The organism is Fibrobacter sp. UWP2, from assembly GCF_900141705.1.
GTDB lineage: Bacteria > Fibrobacterota > Fibrobacteria > Fibrobacterales > Fibrobacteraceae > Fibrobacter.
This window is the reverse complement of record NZ_FQYM01000036.1, coordinates 1-22,743: the sequence shown is the minus strand read 5'-3', so window position 1 is coordinate 22,743 and position 22,743 is coordinate 1. Positions and strand designations below refer to the sequence as shown.

Annotated in this window: 18 protein-coding genes and 2 tRNA genes; 14 read left to right on the top strand and 6 right to left on the bottom strand. The window is 54.3% G+C overall.

Going from position 1 to position 22,743, the window contains the following annotated elements; genetic code table 11:
* Positions 1-223: 223 nt before the first annotated feature.
* Positions 224-382, bottom strand: a complete 159-nt coding sequence (locus BUB55_RS14335) for a hypothetical protein (RefSeq protein ID WP_159431993.1) — start codon at positions 380-382, stop codon at positions 224-226.
* A 129-nt stretch (positions 383-511) separates the two neighbouring features.
* On the opposite strand from BUB55_RS14335, the gene BUB55_RS14330 reads away from it, so the two are divergent.
* The 3 genes from BUB55_RS14330 (at position 512) to BUB55_RS12395 (ending at position 1,415) form a co-directional block, all read left to right on the top strand.
* Positions 512-664, top strand: coding sequence for a hypothetical protein (locus BUB55_RS14330; protein ID WP_159431992.1), 153 nt, complete (start codon positions 512-514; stop codon positions 662-664).
* A 257-nt stretch (positions 665-921) separates the two neighbouring features.
* On the top strand, positions 922-1,143 hold the full coding sequence (locus BUB55_RS14325) for a hypothetical protein (RefSeq protein ID WP_073191952.1): 222 nt from the start codon (positions 922-924) through the stop codon (positions 1,141-1,143).
* A 23-nt stretch (positions 1,144-1,166) separates the two neighbouring features.
* Positions 1,167-1,415 carry a hypothetical protein gene (locus BUB55_RS12395; protein WP_073191950.1) on the top strand — a complete coding sequence of 83 codons (249 nt, stop codon included), beginning with the start codon at positions 1,167-1,169 and terminating at the stop codon, positions 1,413-1,415.
* Between the two features lie 120 nt (positions 1,416-1,535).
* On the opposite strand, the gene BUB55_RS14320 is transcribed toward BUB55_RS12395, so the two are convergent.
* Positions 1,536-2,309: a hypothetical protein gene (locus tag BUB55_RS14320; protein WP_159431991.1), complete on the bottom strand. Its 774-nt coding sequence runs from the start codon at positions 2,307-2,309 to the stop codon at positions 1,536-1,538.
* Here BUB55_RS14320 and BUB55_RS14315 point away from each other — a divergent pair.
* The 4 genes from BUB55_RS14315 (at position 2,245) to BUB55_RS12375 (ending at position 8,511) form a co-directional block, all read left to right on the top strand.
* Positions 2,245-2,943 carry an FISUMP domain-containing protein gene (locus BUB55_RS14315; protein ID WP_073191948.1) on the top strand — a complete coding sequence of 233 codons (699 nt, stop codon included), beginning with the start codon at positions 2,245-2,247 and terminating at the stop codon, positions 2,941-2,943. The two genes, BUB55_RS14320 and BUB55_RS14315, sit on opposite strands and share 65 nt — an antisense overlap.
* Positions 2,944-3,512: 569 nt before the next feature.
* Positions 3,513-5,414, top strand: coding sequence for a molecular chaperone DnaK (gene dnaK, locus BUB55_RS12385; protein WP_073113914.1), 1,902 nt, complete (start codon positions 3,513-3,515; stop codon positions 5,412-5,414).
* A 95-nt stretch (positions 5,415-5,509) separates the two neighbouring features.
* Positions 5,510-6,652: a molecular chaperone DnaJ gene (dnaJ, locus tag BUB55_RS12380; RefSeq protein ID WP_073191953.1), complete on the top strand. Its 1,143-nt coding sequence runs from the start codon at positions 5,510-5,512 to the stop codon at positions 6,650-6,652.
* A gap of 479 nt (positions 6,653-7,131) precedes the next feature.
* Complete coding sequence (locus BUB55_RS12375) at positions 7,132-8,511, top strand: TrpB-like pyridoxal phosphate-dependent enzyme (RefSeq protein WP_073191946.1); 1,380 nt, start codon at positions 7,132-7,134, stop codon at positions 8,509-8,511.
* 159 nt (positions 8,512-8,670) lie between these two features.
* On the opposite strand, the gene BUB55_RS12370 is transcribed toward BUB55_RS12375, so the two are convergent.
* From BUB55_RS12370 to BUB55_RS12355, 4 genes are all read right to left on the bottom strand, one after another.
* Positions 8,671-10,890, bottom strand: coding sequence for a DUF6055 domain-containing protein (locus BUB55_RS12370; protein WP_234971931.1), 2,220 nt, complete (start codon positions 10,888-10,890; stop codon positions 8,671-8,673).
* Between the two features lie 181 nt (positions 10,891-11,071).
* Entirely contained in the window at positions 11,072-11,935 is an 864-nt protein-coding gene (locus BUB55_RS12365; protein WP_073191945.1) for a hypothetical protein, read from the bottom strand.
* Positions 11,932-15,300, bottom strand: coding sequence for an MFS transporter (locus BUB55_RS12360; RefSeq protein WP_234971930.1), 3,369 nt, complete (start codon positions 15,298-15,300; stop codon positions 11,932-11,934). Before BUB55_RS12360 ends, BUB55_RS12365 begins: the two co-directional genes overlap by 4 nt.
* Before the next feature lie 107 nt (positions 15,301-15,407).
* The gene (locus tag BUB55_RS12355; protein WP_073191941.1) at positions 15,408-16,802 is read right to left on the bottom strand and encodes an aminopeptidase P family protein; all 1,395 of its coding nucleotides are present in this window, start codon (positions 16,800-16,802) and stop codon (positions 15,408-15,410) included.
* Between the two features lie 84 nt (positions 16,803-16,886).
* Here BUB55_RS12355 and BUB55_RS12350 point away from each other — a divergent pair, with 84 nt between their 5' ends.
* The 7 genes from BUB55_RS12350 (at position 16,887) to BUB55_RS12320 (ending at position 22,668) form a co-directional block, all read left to right on the top strand.
* On the top strand, positions 16,887-17,192 hold the full coding sequence (locus tag BUB55_RS12350; RefSeq protein ID WP_073191939.1) for a hypothetical protein: 306 nt from the start codon (positions 16,887-16,889) through the stop codon (positions 17,190-17,192).
* A 7-nt stretch (positions 17,193-17,199) separates the two neighbouring features.
* The gene (locus BUB55_RS12345; protein WP_073191937.1) at positions 17,200-18,150 is read left to right on the top strand and encodes a PhoH family protein; all 951 of its coding nucleotides are present in this window, start codon (positions 17,200-17,202) and stop codon (positions 18,148-18,150) included.
* Positions 18,147-20,429 (top strand): HD family phosphohydrolase, encoded by a 2,283-nt coding sequence (locus BUB55_RS12340; protein ID WP_073191935.1) that lies wholly within the window; start codon positions 18,147-18,149, stop codon positions 20,427-20,429. Before BUB55_RS12345 ends, BUB55_RS12340 begins: the two co-directional genes overlap by 4 nt.
* A gap of 157 nt (positions 20,430-20,586) precedes the next feature.
* Positions 20,587-20,778 carry a hypothetical protein gene (locus BUB55_RS12335; protein ID WP_073191932.1) on the top strand — a complete coding sequence of 64 codons (192 nt, stop codon included), beginning with the start codon at positions 20,587-20,589 and terminating at the stop codon, positions 20,776-20,778.
* Between the two features lie 8 nt (positions 20,779-20,786).
* A tRNA-Val gene (locus BUB55_RS12330) sits at positions 20,787-20,861 on the top strand.
* 23 nt (positions 20,862-20,884) lie between these two features.
* Positions 20,885-20,960, top strand: a tRNA-Asp gene (locus BUB55_RS12325).
* Positions 20,961-21,036: 76 nt separating this feature from the next.
* Positions 21,037-22,668, top strand: coding sequence for an FISUMP domain-containing protein (locus BUB55_RS12320; protein ID WP_083597016.1), 1,632 nt, complete (start codon positions 21,037-21,039; stop codon positions 22,666-22,668).
* Positions 22,669-22,743 lie beyond the last annotated feature (75 nt).

The window sequence follows — 22,743 nt, the reverse complement described above, 5'->3', positions numbered from 1 at the left end:
GAAAAGAGCATGAAACTACTTGACAATGAAGCGCTAATAGCCTAGATTTACACCAGTTGGAGACCTGGATTTTCAACTAAAAAAGGGACAAATTCTGCACGATGGGTCGATGGTCCGACTTGACGACACTTTCGAACTCAGCGACAAAACGGCATCCGTCGTTGAATTCGACGGATATCTTGTAATCGCCAATATATTTCGCGTCAGTCACATGAAGCATAGTCTAGACCAGTGGATCGATTTTCTTGTATTTCTTTTTGACATCGGAAAGGACCATCGCGGCAGGGCGGGTGCGGCCGTTTAGCATGTCATTGTAGCCTTTCTCAAGTTCTGCATCGAAGCGTTCTTTTGACCATTTGGCGGAGTTTTCGGGCTTGTTCATGTCATTCAACATACATATTTGCCCGCACAAATGCAAGATTTTTTATGATAAAATCAATCTCTTGACAATGGGATAATTTGAAAATAGATTTGAAGCATGATAAAACCAACATCGACATTTGATAGAATTATGGATGACCCGAAGCAGAAAGTGGCTTTCGAAAAGGAATATGCAAACTTTCTTCAATCAGAAATGAAACTCCAGAAGGCTCTTGCCGAGGGCGAACGATCCGCCGAGCAAGGCGGGTGGCTTTATGCTGCAGACGTAAGGAAGAAATTTTAGGCCCTTTTTGTGCAGACCTCCCCTACGGAGGATTTTTGCGTTTTTAGAGCCTTTTCGAAATTTCACTTGCTTTGTCAGAGAAATTTTTGTATATTAAGCACAGAACAGGGCGGTAGGTCGCCGCCTGAGAAAAAAAAGAAAGACCAATTTGATGAAACAGGGCGGTAGGTCGCTGCCTGAGATAAAAAAGAAAGACCAATTTGATGCCGTTTTTTATATGAAAGTATAAAAGACGGCGTTTTTTTTTTGAGGAAAATATGCTAGAAAATCATTCTCTTGTCAGGCTAAACGCCGAGTTTTTTGAACGTCATAAGGACCATGCTGAAATATTAAGCAAGCAGGAAAGGCCCCATCTCGTGCTGGTTATCCAGGTTGGGGCGCTCACCTTGCCGTTCCATTTCGCACCAGCGCACACCGTCCAAAACTTGGTAAAATATCGCACTGTTTCTTCTTTTCGACATCTGGCCGACGCAGTCTAAGCAAGGAAGGGAAAATTCCTGCTTTGGATTTTTCAAAAGCAGTCGTTGTGACTGAACGGGATATCGGCAAGGATGCGGTTATCGACCATGCGGAATTCATCGAAATGCACGACAATATGAAAACGATCGAAGCGCGGTTCCGGGCGTTCTTGAAGTATTATCTCGATTGTATAAAAACTGGGGAAAATCTCGATAAACCGGTAATTCGGTATTCCGCTTTGCAGTATTTCAAAGACGAAATAAAGTCCCTAAATTTTGAAAACGATACTTGATTTTTGAAAAAAGCAATTTTTGGGGCATTTTTTATGGAAAAAGGTAACACCCTGCGAATCAATTTTGGGAAGCCCCCCCATCCTCTCCTAATGTCATAAGAGGGTGAATGGAAAAGGATTTCATATGTGCAAATTTTGCACATATGGGTGCAGATAATCAGACTTATAACTCATCCCTATACAAGCGACAAGCCTTGCGGTATGGGGTGAAATCCGGTGTGTTGGGTCACGGGGTGGTTGATTTTGGGGTGGTTTTGGGTTATATTTAGGGGTGAGGTTTTTTATGCTGAAGAAGTTTGTTCTGGGGGGAATGGTTGTGGTGGCGGCGTTGCTTGGCAATGCTTGCGGGGACGATGGTTCGAGCGATTCCCCGGCGGGGCCTGCGGATAGCGAGGTTACCCTCTCCTCCTCCAGCGACGATGTTGCCCTTGGCAGCAGTTCATCATCGAGTGTCACCGAGAGCCCGTCGACTAGTTCAGGGCAGGCTCCGCAGTCGGCGGAGTCGGACGGGTCTTCGTCGAGCGAGAAGGCGGTTGGCGGCAGTTCTTCCAGCGACGGAAAAAATTCGTCGAGTTCCGGCAAGGTAGAGTCCAGCAGCAGCGGCAAGGGCGAAATGTCGTCATCGAGCGAGAGGGCGGCTGGCAGCAGTTCTTCGGATGTTGTCGCAGAGTCGTCTTCGTCGGAAAAGAGTTCTTCGAGCGTGGCGGAATCCTCTTCGTCGGTTGAAAGTTCGTCTAGCGAGGTGCCGTCTTCGTCATCTGCTGTGGAATCCTCTTCAAGCGTTGCGGAAAGCAGTTCATCCGAATCAATAGTTTCATCTAGTTCAGTTATGGAGTCTTCAAGTAGCCTTACAGTTGTGGGTAAATGTAAGACATCAACTGAGGATAAGTGCATTTATGGTGAATTATATGATGAGCGCGATGGAAAGACATATAAAACGGTCTTTATGGGGACGCAAGAATGGATGGCTGAAAATTTGAACTACTCGGATAGTGTTGCTTCTCCAAATTTGCAGGGGGGCTCTTGGTGCTATAATAATGATGACTCAAATTGTGATAAATACGGTCGTTTGTATCAATGGACTGCTGCTATAGATACACTAGAAAGCGATTGTGGATATATGGAAGAAGGGTGTGCTGATTTAGATATGGAAAATCGTCAAGGAATTTGCCCTAGTGGTTGGCATCTGCCGGATACATCGGAATTATCTGAGTTAGTTGCTTATGTGAAAAAATACAGTCCAAAGAATTATTGGAAGGATTTGCTTGCTACATCGGAGCCTAATGGCACGGATGCGTTTGGTTTTTCCCTTTTATATGCGGGAAGTTATAGTAATTGGAATGCTTCGTCACCAAAATATCTAACTTTAGGAAGTATGACCTATTTATGGTCTTCTATGCCAAAAAGTGAATATGAGTCTTATACGGCGGTTTTTAAGCAAAACGATGGATATGTTTATGTGGACGATACGTATAAAGCAACCGGACTTTCTGTTAGGTGTATTAAAAATAGCGTAGATACAAAATAAGACATCAATTATTAAGAGAAACTCTCATGGTTGGCCTGAAAACATCCTCTTTTGGCCTGATGTTTATAAGGAACAGAAATTTCAATAAGTAGCCGCATAAGCGCCACCTGATTTCACACGGAGCGAATCTTGACAAAGACTCGCTCTTTTTTATGCCAAGACAAGCCGGAGCGCTTTTGATAAACTCGCCTTTCTCGGATAGAAAAGGAGATGCCGGGGCGTTGCGGGGCGGCGAGCGCCCGCACGAGGGGGTGACGGAAGACTTGCCCTGGCCCCTATCGCTGCGCTCCAGGGTGACGTGAAAAGGAACGCTCTTGAACGACGCAAAGAGGGGCAAGGCTGAAGGCAGGGGGATGCCTCCCCCTCCCCTCCTACACAGAGTGTTTTAATATGAAACACGCCTTTTTTGCCCCGGTTTAGGGGTTTTTCTTGTTTCAGAACGAAACAAAATGGCCGTTTTTTGCCAGTTATTAGCATTTGGCACGGGTTTTGCTTATGTATGGGCGTAAAAAATCGCCCCGTTCAGATTGATTCGCGGGCGGCAAGAATTTAAAAATAGGAGACTCATTATGAGCAAGATTATCGGTATTGACCTTGGTACGACCAACAGCTGCGTGTCCGTGATGGAAGGCGGCAAGCCGGTCGTGATCGCTAACGCGGAAGGTTTCCGCACCACCCCGTCCATTGTCGCTTTCGGCAAGAACGGCGAACGTCTGGTGGGCCACGTGGCAAAGCGTCAGGCCATCACCAACCCCGAAAAGACTATCTACTCCATCAAGCGTTTCATGGGCCGTACGGCCGGCGAATGCTCCGCTGCCGAAAAGAACATGCCCTACAAGCTGGTGGGCACGGGTTCCGATCCGGTGCGCGTGCAGGTGGACGACAAGCAGTTTGCTCCTCCCGAGATTTCGGCCATGGTTCTCCAGACCATGAAGAAGATTGCCGAAGACTACCTGGGCCAGCCGGTGACGCAGGCCGTGATTACGGTCCCTGCCTACTTTAACGACTCCCAGCGTCAGGCTACGAAGGACGCGGGCAAGATTGCCGGCCTCGAAGTGCTGCGTATCGTGAACGAACCGACGGCTGCAGCCCTTGCCTACGGTCTTGACTCCAAGAAGAGCGAAAAGGTCGCCGTGTATGACCTCGGTGGCGGTACGTTCGATATTTCCATCCTCGAAATCGACGACGGCATGTTCAGCGTGAAGGCCACCAACGGCGATACGATGCTCGGCGGTGACAACTTCGACGAAGTGATTATCGACTGGATCAACGACGAATTCAAGAAGGACAATCCGGGCATCGACCTGAAGAAGGACAAGATGGCCCTGCAGCGTTTGAAGGACGCCGCCGAAAAGGCCAAGATCGACCTTTCTGCCACGACTTCCACGAACATCAACCTCCCCTTCATCACTGCCGACGCTTCGGGCCCGAAACATTTGGACCTCACGCTCAGCCGTGCAAAGTTTGACCAGCTGACCGCCCACCTGGTGGAACGCTCCATGGAACCCTGCCGCAAGGCTATCGCCGACTCCGGCCTCTCCCTGAGCGAAATCGACGAGGTGATCCTGGTCGGTGGTTCTACCCGTATCCCGGCCGTGCAGGAAGCTGTGAAGAAGTTCTTCGGCAAGGAACCGAACAAGACTGTGAACCCGGACGAAGTGGTGGCTATCGGTGCCGCCGTCCAGGGTGCCGTGCTTAGCGGCGACTCCTCCGTGAAGGATGTGTTGCTCCTCGACGTGACCCCGCTTTCCTTGGGTATCGAGACTCTCGGTGGCGTGATGACCAAGCTCATCGACCGTAACACCACGATTCCGACCAAGAAGAGCCAGGTGTTCTCTACCGCCGAAGACAACCAGCCTGCCGTGACGATTCACGTGTTGCAGGGCGAACGCGAATTTGCTCGCGACAACCGTACGCTCGGCAAGTTCGACTTGACCGACCTCCCGAAGAAGCCGCGTGGCGTGCCGCAGATCGAAGTGACCTTCGATATCGACGCGAACGGCATTGTGCACGTGTCTGCTAAGGACAAGGAAACCGGCAAGGAACAGTCCATCAAGATTACTTCTTCCAGCGGCTTGTCTGAAGACGAAATCAACAAGATGGTGAAGGATGCCGAAGCCAACGCTGCCAAGGACAAGGAACAGCGCGAACTCGTGGACATCAGGAACCAGGCCGAACAGATGGCTTACCAGGCCGAAGGTCAGCTGAAGGAATTTGGCGACAAGCTCCCGGCCGATACCAAGAGCCAGTTGCAGGCTGCTATCGACGACATCAAGGCCAAGAAGGACAACGGCACCAAGGAAGAGATCAAGGCCGCTATGGACAAGCTCCAGGGCATGATCAGCTCCATGGCCCAGGCCGCCGGTGCAAACCAGGCTCAGCCGGGTCCGCAGCCGGGTGCTTCTGAACAGCCGAAGAACGACAAGAAGGGCGATGGCCCGGAAGTCGTTGACGCGGAAGTAGTTGACTAATTGAATGCGCGGCGGATCCAGACCTGCCGCAAAATAAAAAGGATTGGCTCTCTTTTAGGGAGCAATCCTTTTTGCGTAAAATGAGCGAGCGCAAAATGGCTGAAAAAAGAGATTATTACGAAGTTCTAGGCGTCGGCAAGGACGCGAGTGCAGACGAGATCAAGCACGCCTATAAGAAACTTGCCATCAAGTACCACCCGGACAAGAACCCGGGCGACAAGGAAGCCGAAGAGAAGTTCAAGGAGGCTGCCGAGGCCTACGACGTGCTCAGCAACCCCGAGAAGCGTAAGCAGTATGACCAGTTCGGCTTCAACGCCCCCGGTGGCGGCTTTGGCGGCGGCGGATTCAGTGGCGCTGGTTTCGACCTCAACGACATTTTCTCACAGTTCGGCGACATTTTCGGTGGCGGATTCGGTGGTTTTGGCGGTAGCCGTCGTGGCGGTCGCAAGGCCGGGCCTCCGCGTGGTAACGACTTGCAGATCAAGGTGGCGCTCAGTTACAAGGAAATCTTCGAGGGCTGCACCAAGAAGGTTCGCCTGAAACGCTACACGCCGTGCACGGAATGTAACGGCAAGGGCGGCCAGGACATCAAGACTTGCGATACCTGTAAGGGTACGGGGCGCGTGCGCCGCGTGTCTGGCGGTTTCTTCCAGATGGTCTCGGAGAGCGCCTGCCCCACCTGTAACGGCATGGGCGAAGTCATCGCGAAACCGTGCCCGCATTGCCGCGGCGAGGGCCGTGTGCAGGAAACCGAAGAGATTTCCATCAAGATTCCGGCGGGCGTTGCCGAGGGCCAGTACCTGAACCTGCGTGGCGAAGGCAACTGCGGGCCTCGCGGCGGTGCCTGCGGCGACTTGCTGGCGGTCATTGCCGAAAAGCCCGACGACTTCTACAGCCGCGAAGGCGACGATTTGCACTGCGAAATCAAGGTGCCGGTCCACAAGCTGGTGCTTGGCGGAACGCAACGAATCCCGACGCTGGACGGTGGCGAAGTGCAGATCAAGATTGCGGCCGGCACTCAGGCCGGAAGCATCTTGCGCCTGCGCGAACAGGGCCTGTACCCGCTGAACAAGCGCGGCGACCGTGGAAGCCTCTACGTGAACATCGGCGTGGATATCCCGAAGGACCTTAGCCGCGAAGAGAAGGAACTTTACCAGAAACTCGCGGAACTCAGGCACGACAAGGAAACCGCGCAGGAAGAATCCTTCCTTGAGAAGATGAAGAATCTGTTTAAGTAAGACGAGAGAAGCCTTCAGCGTTTATCCAAACCTCCCCCGACATTGATATGTTGGGGGTATTTTTTTGCATAAATAAATGGGAAACCCCGGGAGTGCCCGGGGCCAATCTTGCAATAATCATGCGTCCGTTTTCTTCTTGAGACCCACTTTTTTGGGGGCTCGGTGGACTCTAGGGCGCTTGTTGCCCGGATGTAACGGCATAATTTTGTCCGTTGCCGAAAGAGAGTGATCGATGAGAGATTCGCCGACCGGAGAGAACTGCCCAGAGAGAAGGTTGTCGTGTATTGCCATAAATCGTACCTGCGAATGCGAAAATGGAAAAAACTGTATTTATTTAAAATAATTTAATTTTTTTGAATGTCAACTAGGGTTCCGACAATTTATGTAAAAAGCCCGACAAAGCCCCGTTTTTCGCAAAGCAGGTTGCCATTATGCGCATATATAGGTATATTGCAATCGCTCAAACAAAGGATAAAATTATGAGAAACTCGCTCAAGCTTGATGGTCCGGTCAAGACCTACCTCGACGAAAACGAACTCCCGAAGGCATGGTACAACGTGCGTGCCGACATGAAGAAGAAGCCCGCACCGCTCCTGAACCCGGGTACCGGCAAGCCGGTGACCTTCGAAGACCTGCAGCCCGTGTTCTGCGACGAACTCATCAAGCAGGAACTCGACAACGACACCCGCTTCTTCGAAATTCCCGAAGACATTCTCACGTTCTACAAGATGTACCGTCCGTCGCCGCTGGTCCGCGCCTACTTCCTGGAACAGGCCCTCGGCACTCCGGCGCACATTTACTACAAGTTCGAAGGCAACAACACCTCGGGCTCCCACAAGCTGAACTCCGCCATCGCTCAGGCCTACTACGCCAAGAAGCAGGGCCTCAAGGGCGTGACCACTGAAACGGGTGCTGGCCAGTGGGGCACGGCACTTTCGATGTCCACCGCCTTCTTCGGACTGGACTGCCAGGTCTACATGGTGAAGGTCTCCTACGAACAGAAGCCGTTCCGTCGCGAAGTGATGCGCACTTACGGTGCAAGCGTCACCCCGTCGCCTTCCATGACGACCGACATCGGCAAGAAGATCAACGCCGAATTCCCGGGCACCACGGGTAGCCTCGGCTGCGCCATTTCCGAAGCCGTGGAAGCCGCCGTGAAGCAGCCGGGTTACCGCTACGTTCTCGGTTCCGTGCTGAACCAGGTGCTCCTCCACCAGTCCGTGATCGGTCTCGAAACGAAGGCCGCCCTCGACAAGCTCGGCGTGAAGGCCGACCTCATCATCGGTTGCGCCGGCGGTGGTTCCAACCTCGGTGGCCTCGTGAGCCCGTTCGTCGGCGAAAAGCTCCGTGGAGAAGCCGACTACGATATTCTCGCTGTGGAACCGGCAAGCTGCCCGAGCTTCACTCGCGGTAAGTACGCCTACGACTTCTGCGATACCGGCAAGGTCTGCCCGCTCGCCAAGATGTACACGCTCGGTTCCAGCTTCATCCCGTCTGCCAACCACGCCGGCGGCCTGCGCTACCACGGCATGAGCACCATCCTTTCTGAACTCTACGACCAGAAGGTGATTCGTGCAACGTCCGTCGAGCAGACGAAGGTGTTCGAAGCCGCCAAGCTCTTCGCCCAGACCGAAGGCATCCTCCCGGCTCCGGAATCCAGCCACGCCATCCGCGCGACGATCGACGAAGCCCTCAAGTGCAAGGAATCCGGCCAGGCCAAGAACATCGTGTTCGGCCTTACCGGTACGGGTTACTTCGACATGGTCGCCTACCAGAAGTTCAACGACGGCGAAATGAGCGACTACATCCCGACGGATGAAGACATCGCCAAGAGCCTCGCCCAGCTCCCGAAGGTGTAACGAAACTAGGCAACTCTGTTGCCGTAGTTGAGTCATCCTGAGCGGAGCCCTGTCATTCTGGAGCGCGGAGCGCGATAGAATCAGGCGAAGTCGAAGGATCTCACAGAACAGAAAAGGCCCCGGATGCAATCCGGGGCCTTTTCGTATACAAGGAATTCCTTATTTCTTGCGGCCTGTCGCGCGGTAGAGATACTCGCGTCCGTTTTTCTTGTAGCGGATAAACACCGCCTGCTCCTTCTTGTCGAAGTAGAGCCTGGGTTCGCTTGTACCAAGAGAATGCTTGTATGGCAATGCCCCGATAGACGTTGTACCCGAGCCGGTCGAATCGTCGGCTACGGCATACCATACGGCCTTGTCGATGCTCGCGGTCGCGTCGGTCGGGGGCGTCGTGAGGTTTGCGCCGTAATTCGCATTGTTGAGCATGCCGTCGTCGACCATGCCGTAGAACACGCCCTTCGTAAGTTCCTTCGTGAAGTTGTTCTCGAGGTCGCCGCGAAGCTGGGCCGTGCCGGAAAGTTTCTTGCCGTTTACCGCCCACATCACGCCATAAACCTGCGCGTAGTCCGTCACGGTGGTGTTCACGATAATCGAAATCGCACCCACCTTCGCGTGCCCGCTGATCGTGCCGCTCACGAGCCAGGCGTCTTCTTCGAGCACGGCATCGTCGGAGATTGTTCCCGCAGTTACGAGCGCACGCCCGCGGACAGTCGCGTTCCCGCTAATCGTCCCGCCGTTAATGACCGCGAAATCCTCGATTCGCGCGTTTCCGGAAATCGTTCCGCCGTTCACGACCGCGTCGGGGCCCACGTACACGCTCGCATCGACTTTCGCCTTGCTGCTCACGAGGCCACCGCCGTTGCTATGCTGCTTGTAGCCGCTTGCATTCGCGGGCTTCCAGAAATCCTTGTTGTAGCCCTCGGGAGCGCCGTTTTCGACCTCAATCATGTACGGGTAGCGGTAGATGCTGTAGTAGAACTGGTCCCAGAGAATCGTCTGCATCTCGGTCGGGGTCGCCGTGACAGCCAGCCACAATGCCTTGTCGCTATCCTTCGTCTCGATTTCCAGGTTGAATCCCGTGCCATGCTTCATCTCGCTGTAGCGGGGCGTCCCGTCCGCGCCCTCCGCGACTAGCCCGACCGTCCAACCCGAGGCGGGGTCCGGCAGTTTATCCGGCGCGTAATTGCACCAGTTGTACGTTTTTCCCTTGTAGTAATCCGTATTGTCGCCAAAGCATTTATAGCCGATCACTGTCGGCTTGTCTTGCACGATGCCGCGGAATTTGACCATCACCTTCCCCGCCTTTTCCGGATAGATGCGGACGAGGTTGTAGCCCCAACGCTGCGGTGCCCAGTAGCTCGGGGAGATGTACTGGTCCGGGCATTCCTCTTCTACGCCTTCCCTCGGAGCCTGGTCCGGACACGGAATCTTGTTCAGCATGGTCACGCGCGGGTGCCTGCGGTAGTTGTCGCCCCAGCTTGCGTCACGACGAGTCTTGAATTCGTAATCGCCCCAGGACTTCTTGTACAAGGCCTTTTTCGCGGGTGCGTACTCGAGCGTCGCATTCTTCATCGCGAACTTGCCGAACTGCTGGTTCAGGCTGTCGAGCGTCCAGCCGTAAACCATCATCATCGCGCTAAACGGCGTCTGTTCCATGCGGCCGTCTTCCCCGTCGCGGATAGATTCCATCCAAATACGGTTGACCTCGTGAGCCCCCTTGTAGCCGCCACCGAATTCCTCTTTCAAGTGTTCCAGGAATTGCCAGTTGCAATAGCGATCGCGCGTGGAACCGTAATACAGGTACGGAAAATTGATGAGGTATTCGGCGCAGTGGGCGTCGTTCGGATTGTACTGGTGGGCCATCCAGTTCGCATGGCTTTCGGCGAACCAGCCCGAATGGCTGTTGTTGCCCATCCAGCCCGCAACCCCTTGCAGGCCATGTGCGAACTCATGCGACGTACCCCAGTAATCCTTGAGGGAACCCACGCCTATCCACATTCCGGGGCCGAATTCATTGTTCAGGCCCTTCACGTAGTCCTGCCCGCCGTAGAGCGCCGCCATCACGGAATTGTCGAACACGTAGATGTTGCTCTTGAGTTTCTTATCCGGGCTTTTCGGGAAGGGCAACATCCAGCCGAGCGAATCGATATAGAACGAGAAAACCTTCTCAAGCGACGAGAGCACGCCCTGCGCATCCGCATTCGGAATCGAAACGTTATTCGCCTGCCCGTCGTCGGTCGTGGGCTTCTTGCAGACCTCGAAGTGCTCCGATTCAGCGATCAGCGTAAAGCCGTTACTGGCGCATTGCGGCACCCATGTGATATCGGCGGCGAAACTTGCGCCGACAAAAGCGGCGATTGCGAGTGGAACCATTTTTTTCATTATGATACTCCCTATTAAACCAACGTATATTAATTTATAATCGTTTTTTGAGGAAATAAAAAAATTTACACGAAAGTTATGTAAATGTGTAAAAATATAACTTTCTATCGGTATTTTTGTAATTTATATTACACAATAGTGTCCAATACAGAGATTTCCCCCAAAATGGGCTACCAGTAATTTAAGACCTGCTTTTGGGCATATTGCGCCCGAGGTTTTTGAAGCCGGGCAGAATCTTGACACAGTTCGTGTCCTTGGGGGCTGCCCTGTAAAGGGTCAACTCCTGCGTAAAGAACCCCTTAGTACCCGAGGACACTGTCCACTTGGAGCCCGCGGGACAATCGCCGATGGCGTCTTTGGCGACGGCGAAAAAACGGCTTGCCGTTACCTTGTATTCAAAGTGGTCGCTCGAAGAGGAGTCGGGCAGTTGCAGCGCCTTGGGACCGCCCACTGCTTTTTTTTTGGCGAAGTACGCCTTTTGGGCGTTGATGTAGACCAGGGCGTTCTCTGCAAGTTCCTGGGACGCGGAATCAATCTTAGCGACCGCCAACGACTCGGAACAGCTCTTTGTCACAAAGCCTACGACCAGGGCAGCCCCAATCACGGCCATGACGACGATACCGACCTTGTTCATGTATTGAGGCAGGTTGGCCCCACCCGAGGGAACCTCCTCGCCCGTCTCCCATTTTAAAAGCTTCAATGAAACCAGCACATGCGCAAACTGGTTCGGCAATGCAAGCGCAAGCGCCGCCACCACAATCAGGGCAATCGCCACGACTAGGATCACCACCAGCGCGGCCTCCGCCGAGGGGAGCATCTTTTGCGCCTCCTGCACCATAGCGTAAAGGGTGCGGTCTTCGCTAAAGTTCTCGAGCGCCATGCGCCCCGTGAAGTTGCTGTAGCGTTCCACCGCCATTTGCACGGCGACCTGGGCAGTCTTCAAGAGGTACGAGAGCACCCGTTCCATGAACAACAGGATCATGCCCAACAAGGCGATGAGGCTTGCCAAAAGGCGCACAGTGCGTATGGGAGTCAGTCCGTTCATCGTTTGTTCGCCAACATTTCAATGACCATCTTCTTTGCGGTAGTAAAGTCCGCCTTGCCCGTGCCGAGTTTGGGAACCGCTTCTACGTTCATGGCGAGCGAGGGAATCATGAGGGGCGGCATACCGCTGGAGCGCAGTTCCGAAACCACAGTGGATTCATCCTTTTCGCCTTGGTACACGAGCACGATCTTTTCGCCCTTCGCCGCGTCGGGGATGGAAGTGACCACGTAGTCGCACCCCTCCAGGACCTGCGTGTCCTGAATCTTCTTTTCGACAGCGCCCAGGCTGACCATTTCGCCGCCGAGCTTGGCAAAGCGGCTGTAGCGGTCTACGATGGTGAGGAAGCCGTCCTCGTCGAGGTAGCCCTTGTCGCCGGTACGGTAGTAGCGTTTGCCGTCGATTTCGACCATCACGGAGTGAGTGCGTTCGGGGTCCTTGAGGTAGCCAACCATCACCTGGCAGCCTCCAATGAGGATCATGCCCGCCTCGCCCGTGGGGAGCTTCTCGTTGGTCTCGGGGTCCACAATCAGGAACTGCGATCCCGGGAGTGCCATGCCCACGGTGCCCGGCTTGTTGTTGACCTGCATGGTCATGTAGTCGCCGCGCAGGTTGTTCTCGGTGTTTACGCTCGCCACGGGAGCGGTCTCGGTACAGCCGTAGCCCTCGAAAATCTCCTTGCCGAACTTGAGGCGGAAGGCAGTGGCGAGTTCGGTGCGGAGAGCCTCGGCACCGGCAATAATGAGACGCACATACTTGAGCGACATGGGGTGAACGTAGCGGCTGATGGTAAAGGCGCGCAAGAACGTGGGGGTCGCCACAAAGGCGGAAACGCGGAACTCGGCGCACACGCGCGCCATAGTCTTCACGTCGGTGGGATCCGCGACCGCCACGATGGGGCAACCCTCGGTGAGGTTCAAGAGGGTCGTCACGGTGAGGCCAAAGCTGTGGAACAGAGGGAGCTCCGAGAGCATCACGTCGTTCTTGGTCACGTTGAAAATGCACGCCAGCTGCTGGATGTTGCCCATGAGGTTCTTGTGGCTGAGCATCACGCCCTTGGGGGTGCCCTCGGAACCGGAACTGAACACGATGGCGGCGATGTCGTTAATGCTCACGCGCTTGCGGAACAGGAACTTGATGAGCCAAATGGGCGACACGATGCAGAACATCATGAGGAAGGCGATTTTTGCCTTGGGTATTTCCTTCATGAGGTCTTCGGCATACAAAATGTGCAGTTTGTCGCTTGCGATTTTGGAGTAGTCGTTGCCGCGGCCCTTGAGCTTTTCGATAAAGAGGCGGCTGGTGATGACCGTGACAACGTCTGCGCGGTCGCAGCAATGCTTTACGTTGTCTACAGAGGAGGTGTAATTGAGGTTGACGTTGGTCTTGCCCAAAAGCCAAAGCGCCAGGTTCACGATGACGCCCGCGGGGCTCGGCGGCAAAATGATGCCTACCGCCTGTTCCCTGTTGCCCAGTTTCTTTTTGAGGAGGCGGCTGAAGGCGAGCACGGCGCCCATGAGCTTGAATCCCGAGAAATGCTTGCCGTCGGGACTGTAAATGGCAGGACCATTCTTGACGTGTTTTTTGTAAGTGCGGATCCAGCTGTCGCCAACGGGCTTCACGAACGAGACCGCGTAGTTCCAGGCGTCAATGGAGATTTCGCGGATAATGGAACGGACTTCGTTGGGAGGCGTGTTTGCCGGGATGGGCTCGCCAAAGGCGACCGTCACGGCACGTTCGGCCGAAGCACCATACATGTTGGAGCCGCTGTAGCTGTAGTTGCTGCCCCACAAGCCCTGGATATAGAACGGTAAGACATGGGCTTCGGTGCCCTCCACCGCCTTGGTGTAGTCGATAATGAAGGGTTCCACGTGGGGGGACTTGGAAACCTCGCCCGTCGGGAAAATCACCACCGCCTTGCCGGCGAGGAGCGCATCGTGGATTTTGCCCATGGCGTCCTCGGGATGCTGGCGGTCGATGCGGATCATGCCCAGGCGTTTGAGGATGGAGCGGAGGTACCACTTGTCGAAATGATCCTTGTTGCTCGCGATGCACAGCGGGCGCGGGCTCGCCATTTGCACCATCGCCCAGTCCACAAAGCTGTGGTGGTTGCCCACCAGGAGCACCGGACCGTCGTTGGGAATGTTGCCTACGTTGAGCACACGGATCTTGTAGAGGCTGAACACCAGGCGCAAAACGGTGCGGATGAGCGCCTGCGGGAGATTCAAAATGGCCCAGTAGAACACGGCAATGGAGACAATACCGAGGATGATGAAGTAGACTTCCCTAGGCAGGCTGGTGTAATGTACCATCGCCGAGTAAATAAAGAGGAACAACACCAGCACCAACGCCTGGATCATGTTAGCGAAGGCGAGCACCCACCCGGAGTTGTTGGGACGCGTGTTGTACTGCAAAAGGGCGTTCACTGGCACAAGCACCAGGCCGCCAAACAAACCAATCGCGGAGTAGAAGATAATGAGCGTTACCGGATGAACCGTGAAGGGGATGAGAAAAAGACAGATGGACATGCCGATCATGCCCAGCGGGATGAAACCGGTCTCGATAAAGTCCTTGGAGTTGTGGGCGGCGATTATGGAGCCAACCATGAGGCCCACGATGGCAAACGCTATGTAGTTCTGCATCATGTCTACAGATGACGAACCGGAGACGTCCTGATACATGAGGAGGAACACCTGGGCGATGGCCCAGAACATGGAAAGCGCGATAATGGAGGCACGCAGCGTTGGACGACGCCAGCCAAGGCTCAGGCGGCGGCGGGCCGTATTGAAGTTGATGTTCTTGTCGGCGTATTTGACCTGGGGCACCAGGAAGCTTGCCACGGTGCCCAGGATGCTCACGCCTGTCAGAATCCAGGGAATGACCACGGAACGGTCCAAAATGTGGTGGACCGCCTCGTAGCTCACCAGGGTTTCCATGTCGATGAGGTTCACGCCCACGACCACGAGCCAACTGGCCGCGATGATGCCGCTCAGCGAGAAAATCTGCAAAAAGGCGTTGGCGTAGCTCATGTTGCGGACGCCGAACATCTCCTTGATGATGGCGTACTTGGCAGCGCTATTGATGGCGAAGCCGCAAGAAAGCCCAATGGAAAGCCAGAAGGCGACCCTCGGGACGCCCACCGTCACAAGGACTGCCATGGCAACGACAAAGAGGCTCATCATGAGGGACGACCACGCCAGAATCTTGTTCTTGGAAAAACGGTTGGTGAAGAATCCTGCGAACCAGACCATCAAGATGTAAGGGGCCACAAAGAAAATCTGGAGCATGAAAGTCTGCCAGGTCTGTCCGCTGTTCACGTCGGCGAAGGCCCCTGCCAAAATCTTTTGGGCATAGAGAAAGACGCCCATCTGTACAAAAGTCGTTGCTAGAATCGAAAGAAAGTACCTAATGGCACCTTTGGTTTTCCACATGATTTAAACTTTCCTTTTTAGATTTTTAAAGGAATTTAGAAAAATTACCGTTCACCCACCCGATTAGCCAACCCGATCAGTCTCTCGATTTCGGCGATAGTCCGCGGAATGTGTTTCGATATGTTTTCAAAACCGTCCCGAGTGATGAGCAAGTCATCCTCGATGCGGATACCGATCTTTTGGCGGTAGCGCTTGCCGCCTATGACCGCGGTGAATTCGCCGTAGAGCCCGGGCTCGCAAGAAATGAGCATCCCCGGCTTGAGGACTACGTCGAGCGAGCGGGAACCCGGGTCGCCCTCGTGGATTTGCTCGCCAATAAAGTGGCTTACCCCGTGGGGACGCTTGTCGTACATTAGTTTGTATGCACCCCTCGCCTTTTGCACCAGGCGCGTTTCGAGTTCGCGCATAATGAACTCCCACGGCACTTGCCCTATCTGTTTAAGCGAGACGCCGGGTTTCACATACTTTTGGTACTCCAACGCCGAGTCCAGCACAATCTGGTAGAGCAGTTTTTGCAGCGGGTCGAACTTGCCGCTCACCGGGATGGTACGCGAGATGTCGCTGTGGAGCGTGCCGAACCGCACACCGAAGTCGAGCAGCAAAAGGTCGCCCCGGCGGAGCGGCTCGTCGTTCTTGACGTAGTGCAGGCAGCAAGCGTTTGCCCCGCCCGCAGCGATGGTCGGGAACGCGAGGTCGCCGTCGCTACGGCGCTGCATCTCGTAATTGAGGCAAAGCGAGAGACTGCGCTCGTTCTTGAAGGACTTGAACTGCGAGAGGATGGCACGGAACGCCTTGTTGGTGGCGTCTTGGGCGACCCTCGCCTCCTTGACGCGCTCGGGGCCCAGCACCAGGCGCTCTTCAAAGTGCTGCGGCGCGCAGCTCTTGACCGCCATGTGGAAGCGGCGGAGCTTGCCGGCGAGCGTGGAGGCGAACTTTTTGTTGTGGTCGCCCTCGAACTTCTCGAAGTAATAGGCGTAGGCGTGGGGCTTTTTTTGCGCTGCGTACTTGGCGGCAAGTTCCGCGACGAACTTCCAGAGGTCACTGGCCGGGCGCACGTCCATGATGCCGGTAGTTTGGGACACAGTGCGGTCCCCTTCCAGGAACCCCAGTCGCTTGCCCACCCAGAACTCCTTGAACGGGTCCTTTTTGGGCACAAAGAGAGTCGCTTTTTTAGACTTGGGGTCGAGCACCAGGTAACAGCCCGCCTGGTTCACCCCGGTAAGATACACAAAGGCGGGTTCCTGTACAAATTTGGTCCAGGTCTGCGCAAAGGCCTCCTCGCACCCGGGTTCCACGGGCATGCCCGCAAAAACAGCGAAGGAGTCCAGTTTTTTCATCATGGCAAGGCGTCTTTTCGCATAAATTGCTTTGGAATCGTACTTTTTGGACGAAATAAAGACCTGAGAATAGGCCTGAACCAATTTTTTTTGCGTTTGCATCGGGAATTTTTACCTTTTTTAACATTTTTTTGGGAATAACTATATATATTTTAGCCATCAAAGACTACAATGGAGTTCAAAATAATGTCTCTTTTAAAGAACTGGAAGCTTATCCTCGCTGCTCTCACCGTTGCCCTATTCTCCGCTTGCGCCGGCTCCTCCGGTGGTGGCGATTCCTCCTATGGCGACGATTCCGAATATTCTGAAGGCGGTGCCAAGGCGGCTCCCAAGGAACACATTGACGAAGACAAGCTGAAAAAGACCGAAAAGGAAGCTATGGACATCACCGAAGAGAACCACAAGCTCCGCAAGGAAATCTTTGAAGCCAAGAACAAGCTCGGCATCCCGGTTGATCGTCCGACTGACGACGAACCGGCCGCTGCAGAATAATTAATGGATGAGTGAATTAACTCGTTATTCCATATCCGATAACCTGAAGCGCATCGTTTCGGGAGAAAATGAAACGGTTTTCCGATTGCTGGAGAGCCGTTTTTGTGTTGAAATACAGACTCGCCTGCCCGGTCTGCACATAAGGCCGCTCAAGAACGCCGACATGACGGGAGTGCTCTCGGTGCTGGATCAACTCAAGATGGGGGCCCGCAACGGAGAGGTGCTTACGGCAAACGACGTGGAGCGTCTGCTTGGGCCGAATGCCCAGGAATATGGCGAGGCCATCCCCGACACGCCCATTTTTAGGAACCGCTTTGGAATCGCCGTCGCTGCCAAGACCCCCGCCCAGGCCGAACTGGTGAAGGCGGTCGAAAAGAACGACATCATCTTTGCGAAGGGCCCTGCCGGCACCGGCAAGACCTTCCTCGCGGTGACGCTCGCGGTAGCAAGCCTCGAACGCCACGAGGCCGAACGCATTTGCCTGGTCCGCCCGGCAGTCGAGGCCGGCGAGTCACTCGGCTTTTTGCCCGGCGACCTCAAAGAGAAGATCGCCCCGTACCTGCGCCCCATCCACGACAGCCTCTCTGAACTGCTCCCGGCAGAAAAACTCCGCCGCTACGAGGAGGCGGGCGCCATAGAGGTCGCCCCCCTCGCCTACATGCGCGGCCGCACCCTCAAGAGGGCGTTCATCATTTTGGACGAGGCGCAAAACACGACCATGGCGCAAATGAAGATGTTCCTCACGCGCCTCGGACCCTACAGTAAAGCTATTATTACGGGCGACACCAGCCAGGTCGACCTCGCCAAGGGGGAGACTTCGGGCCTTATGCACGCCATGAAGATATTGAAGGGCATCAAGGGGATTGCGCAGGTGGAGTTCACCGCCACCGACGTGCTGCGCCACCACCTGGTCAAAGACATTTTGCTTGCCTATGAGCAAAAGGACAAGAAGAAATGAAAAAGAAGCAGAAGAAAATCCACCTTATCATTGGCTGGATTATCATTACGGCGATGGCTATCGCACTGTTCCCCGACAAGAACATCGCCCTGCAGGCCGAGCACCCGCACTTGGGCCAGCTCAGTACGCGCACCATCATCTCGCCCATCAACTTCGACATCCCCAAGACTCAGCAAGAGATTGAGGCGGAACGCGTTCGCGCCGCCGAAAAGGTGAGCGCTATTTTTGAGTTCAACGCCGACGAGACCAACCGCATTAGCGACGACCTCAAGCAGTATTTGCACAAGCTGGGGCAGTACGGAGCCCTGCAGGGGCAGATCAGCTACGCCAACAGCGACGAGTACGACACCACCGTCTCGCGCAAGGTGAACCAGGCGTCCAAGCTGTACGAAGTCCTAAAACAGCGCCTCTCCATTACCGCCATCAAGCCCTTGAGCCAGAACTCCAAGGCGCGCGACTCCGTTTTGGCAGTGTTTAACCGCATGCTCGAAAGGGGCGTCTCGAACACACTCCTCGCCAAGACCGAGACCGAAGTCCAGCTGTTCAGCAACAACTACAACATCCAGAACGTGAAGTCGCTCATTTACAACAAGCCGACGGTCTCGCTCATCAAGGACAACGAAGAGAACACGCTGGAAGCAAGCGCAATCCAGCCGCTGCAGCGTCGCATCGAAGAAGCCTTTAGCCAGCTGCAGAGCGCCTTCCCCACCGAACAGGGCTTGCAGAGCGCCTTTTACGAAGTGCTTTATGTGTTTACGCTCCCCAACGTGTTCTACCTCGAGAAAGAGACCGAAGCGCGCAAGCAGGACGCCCGCAACAAGGTCACGCGAATCAAGGGCATGGTGCCACGCGGCATGGAAATCGTGACGCAGGGCGCCCCGGTGACCAAGGAGATTCTCGAAAAGATCGAGGCTCTGCAGCAGGCTCAGCAAAAAGAGGAGAACTCCCGCCTGCTCACGGCCCCCTACGGCCAGGCGCTCATCTTTTTCATTGTCATCTCGATCCTGTTCTACTTCTTCTTTATGTCGCCATCCTCCAAGATGCTGCGTTCGCCGCGGCAACTGTGGAGCCTGATCGTGCTCGTGGCACTCCAGCTGGGGGCGTTCTGGGGCGTGCACTACCTCACGGGCTACCTCGGCCGCATTGAGGGAACCATTATTCCCGACAGCGTCGACATGATGTGGCTCTACCCGTTCGCCTTCGCCCCGGTGATAGCGACGGTGCTTTACGACAACCGCATTGGGCTCGCCTTCTCTGCGTTCTCTGCGGCGATCTTTGGCATTTTGAACGGCTACGACCTGGCGGCGACGGTCGCCGTGTTTGGCGTGACCGCCCTCCTCATTGCCCCGCTCTCCCGCATGCGTTACCGCGTGCAGTTCGTGTGGAGCATCATCGTGGGCATTTTCGCCTTGGCGGGTGCCATCAGCGTGATGTTCCTGCTGCGTAACCGCATGGGCCTTGAGCCCTTCTACCAGACCATGATCGTAGGTACCATCAACATCACGACGTGCACGGCGATTGCCTCCGTGCTCATCATCCACTTGATCGAGCGCATTTTCGCCATCACCACCGTGCTCACCCTCATGGAGATGTCCGACTTCAACCGTCCGGCGCTCAAGCGTATCTCTGAACTTGCCCCGGGCACCTTCCACCACAGTATCCAGGTCTCGAACCTTGCCGAGAAAGTCGCCGACAGCATTGGCGCGAATTCGCTGCTTGTGCGCGTGATGGGGCTCTACCACGACATTGGCAAAACGATGCGCCCCGAGTACTTTACCGAGAACCAGAAGCAAGGCGTGAACCCGCACAACAGCCTGGAACCCGAGCAGTCGGCAAAGATCATTGTGGGCCATGTGGAACAGGGTGCCGTACTCGCCAAGGACTACAAGATTCCCGAGCTCGTCTCGGCAGGCATTACCGAGCACCACGGTACAACGCTCATCCAGTACTTTTACGTGAAGGCAAAGGAGCTCGCCGAACAGACTGGCGCTACGGTGAACGAAGAGGACTACCACTACAAGGGCCCCAAGCCCCAAACCAAGGAAACCGCCATTTTAATGCTCGCCGACATTATCGAGGCCACCAGCCGCTCCATGAGCGACCAGAACCCCGAGAGTCTCGCCGCAATGATCCACAACACCATCCAGGGGCGCTTTAACGAAGGGCAGTTCAGCGAGTGCGACCTCTCGATCCGCGAACTGTTCAAGCTCGAGAAGGCGTTCCTCCACAGCCTGGACGGCACCTATCACACTCGTGTGAAATACCCCGGACAAAAGTAAATGTTCGATGTGAAGTGTGGAATGTGGAATGAATTGGCTTGAAGCTAATGAAAAACTGAAAATGATATTTCAATTTTTTCATTGAAAAAAGCCAAAATTCGCTTGACAACGGCCATAAACTTTGTATATTTGCCTCGTAACTTTAAGGACTGGCTAAATGTTGAATAAAAAGAATCTCATTCTTATTGGCATCGGCGTTTTGCTGCTCGTCATCGGTTTTATTTGCCTCGCCACTGGCCCGGCCGATAATCCGGTCAGCCTTACCGTTGCACCGCTTATCCTGGTTCTTGCCTACGTTGTGGTAATTCCCCTCGGAATCCTCTTTGGCGGCAAAAAACAGGACAAGTAACCCCTTTCGGGCGATTAGCTCAGTTGGTTCAGAGCGTCTGCCTTACAAGCAGAATGTCAGCGGTTCGAATCCGTTATCGCCCACTACCGAGAATCGGAGACGATTTGGGGTGGTAGCTCAATTTTGGTTAGAGCACCGGCCTGTCACGCCGGAGGTTGCGAGTTCAAGCCTCGTCTATCCCGTAAAAAAAGACCCTTTTAGGGTCTTTTTTTATTAAATTAAGTATTTGGGTACGGGTTCCTACAGACGAGGTTGAGCATGAAAAAAAGAGTGCTGTTGTTGGCATGTACCATGATGCTGTCGTTGTCCGCCTGTGGCGACGATGACGACGACTTTGGACCCAACCTAAAGAAGGACTTCGAGGAACTCGAAGAGAGTTCGTCCTCTTACGACGATTCTGAGGAATCCTCGTCCAGCAAAAAAACTTCCAGCTCCAGCGAAGCCGAAAAAGACGCTGACAAGAGTTCTTCGTCGCAGAATGGCTCCGACGAGCCCGAGTCCTCGTCTAGCTTCAAGGCCATCGCCGACCCCAATTCGGGCAAGGACTACCGCACCGTGAAAATCGGCGGTTTTACCTGGCTTACCGAGAACCTGCGCGCCGACACCAACAGTTACTGCTACGACGGCAAGGAAGACAACTGCATGCTGTATGGCGGGCTCTACCAAACGGACAAGGCCACCTGCCCCACCGGGTTCAGGCCGGCGACCTACGAGGCGTGGATCTCGCTTTTTGGCTTTGCCAAGACGACGGCAGCGATCCGAACCAAAAAGGTCTGGGCTGGGGGCGGGATAAGCGGCACCGACGCTCTGGGATTCTCCCTTTTGCCCGCGGGCAGCTGCGGCGCCGACAAAAAATGCTCGGGAATCTCCACCGAGGCGCGGTACTACGTTACCGCAGGCGGCAAAAAAGGGTATTTCACCATCGCTTACGACCTCGCCTCGCCCAAGTTCACCGAAGAAAAAACCGTAGACACAAAGGGATTCTACAGCGTGCGATGCGCCAAGGCCGATTCCACGGTCGCGGAGGTCAAGGACATCCCCAAGACCTGCTCCAGTGACCAAGGTTCCTTGCTGGTCGAAAAAACAGGACAGGCCTACCTTTGCGCCGGCAACGAGTGGACCGTCATCAGGGATACCGTTCAAAAAACCTGCCTCAGCAACCAGGAACTGCAAAAGTTCATTTATGGCGACAAAATCTACATATGCAAGTCCGACTCCATAAGAGAGTTCACGGATATGGAGCAAAAACTCAACAGGATTTGCTCCAAGGCGAACCGGGGCGATACGGTGTGGTACGACGACAAAGTGTACTATTGCGACTCCTTGATGAAATGGATTGTGCCCACGGCAAACCAACTGGGGGGTGAATGTACCGCCGCCAAGGAACTGGACAGCATACGGGTGAACAAATCCACAGTGTACGTTTGCCTGAACAGCGAATGGATTAAACCGGTCCGCAACGACTCCCTGTTCGGTTTCTGCACTGCCGCCCGCACAGGCGAACTCGCCACGGCAGATTCCATCTATACCTATGTATGCAAGAATTACCAGTGGTCTACGGCAACCAAAAATGACGTTCTGGGGTCATGTACAAAAAACAACGCCGGGACGATTTCGACATACAACGGCACCAAATACATTTGCAAGGATTCCACTTGGTCCACTGCCAACACCTACGAAGCCCATTTTGGCTTTTGCACTGCAGACAAAGAAAATTCCTTTGCCTTGGACACGACATTCTCGTTTTCACCTTATGTTTGCCGAAACGGTTCCTGGAAAACGGCAAACAAGGACGAATATTTAGGAACTTGCGGAAGCACAAACCAGGGCGAAACAAAGGTTTATGTGCATACTACTTACGTTTGTGATTCGAATTTGTCCCTTTTTTAGTTGAAAATCCAGGTCTCCAACTGGTGTAAATCTAGGCTATTAGCGCTTCATTGTCAAGTAGTTTCATGCTCTTTT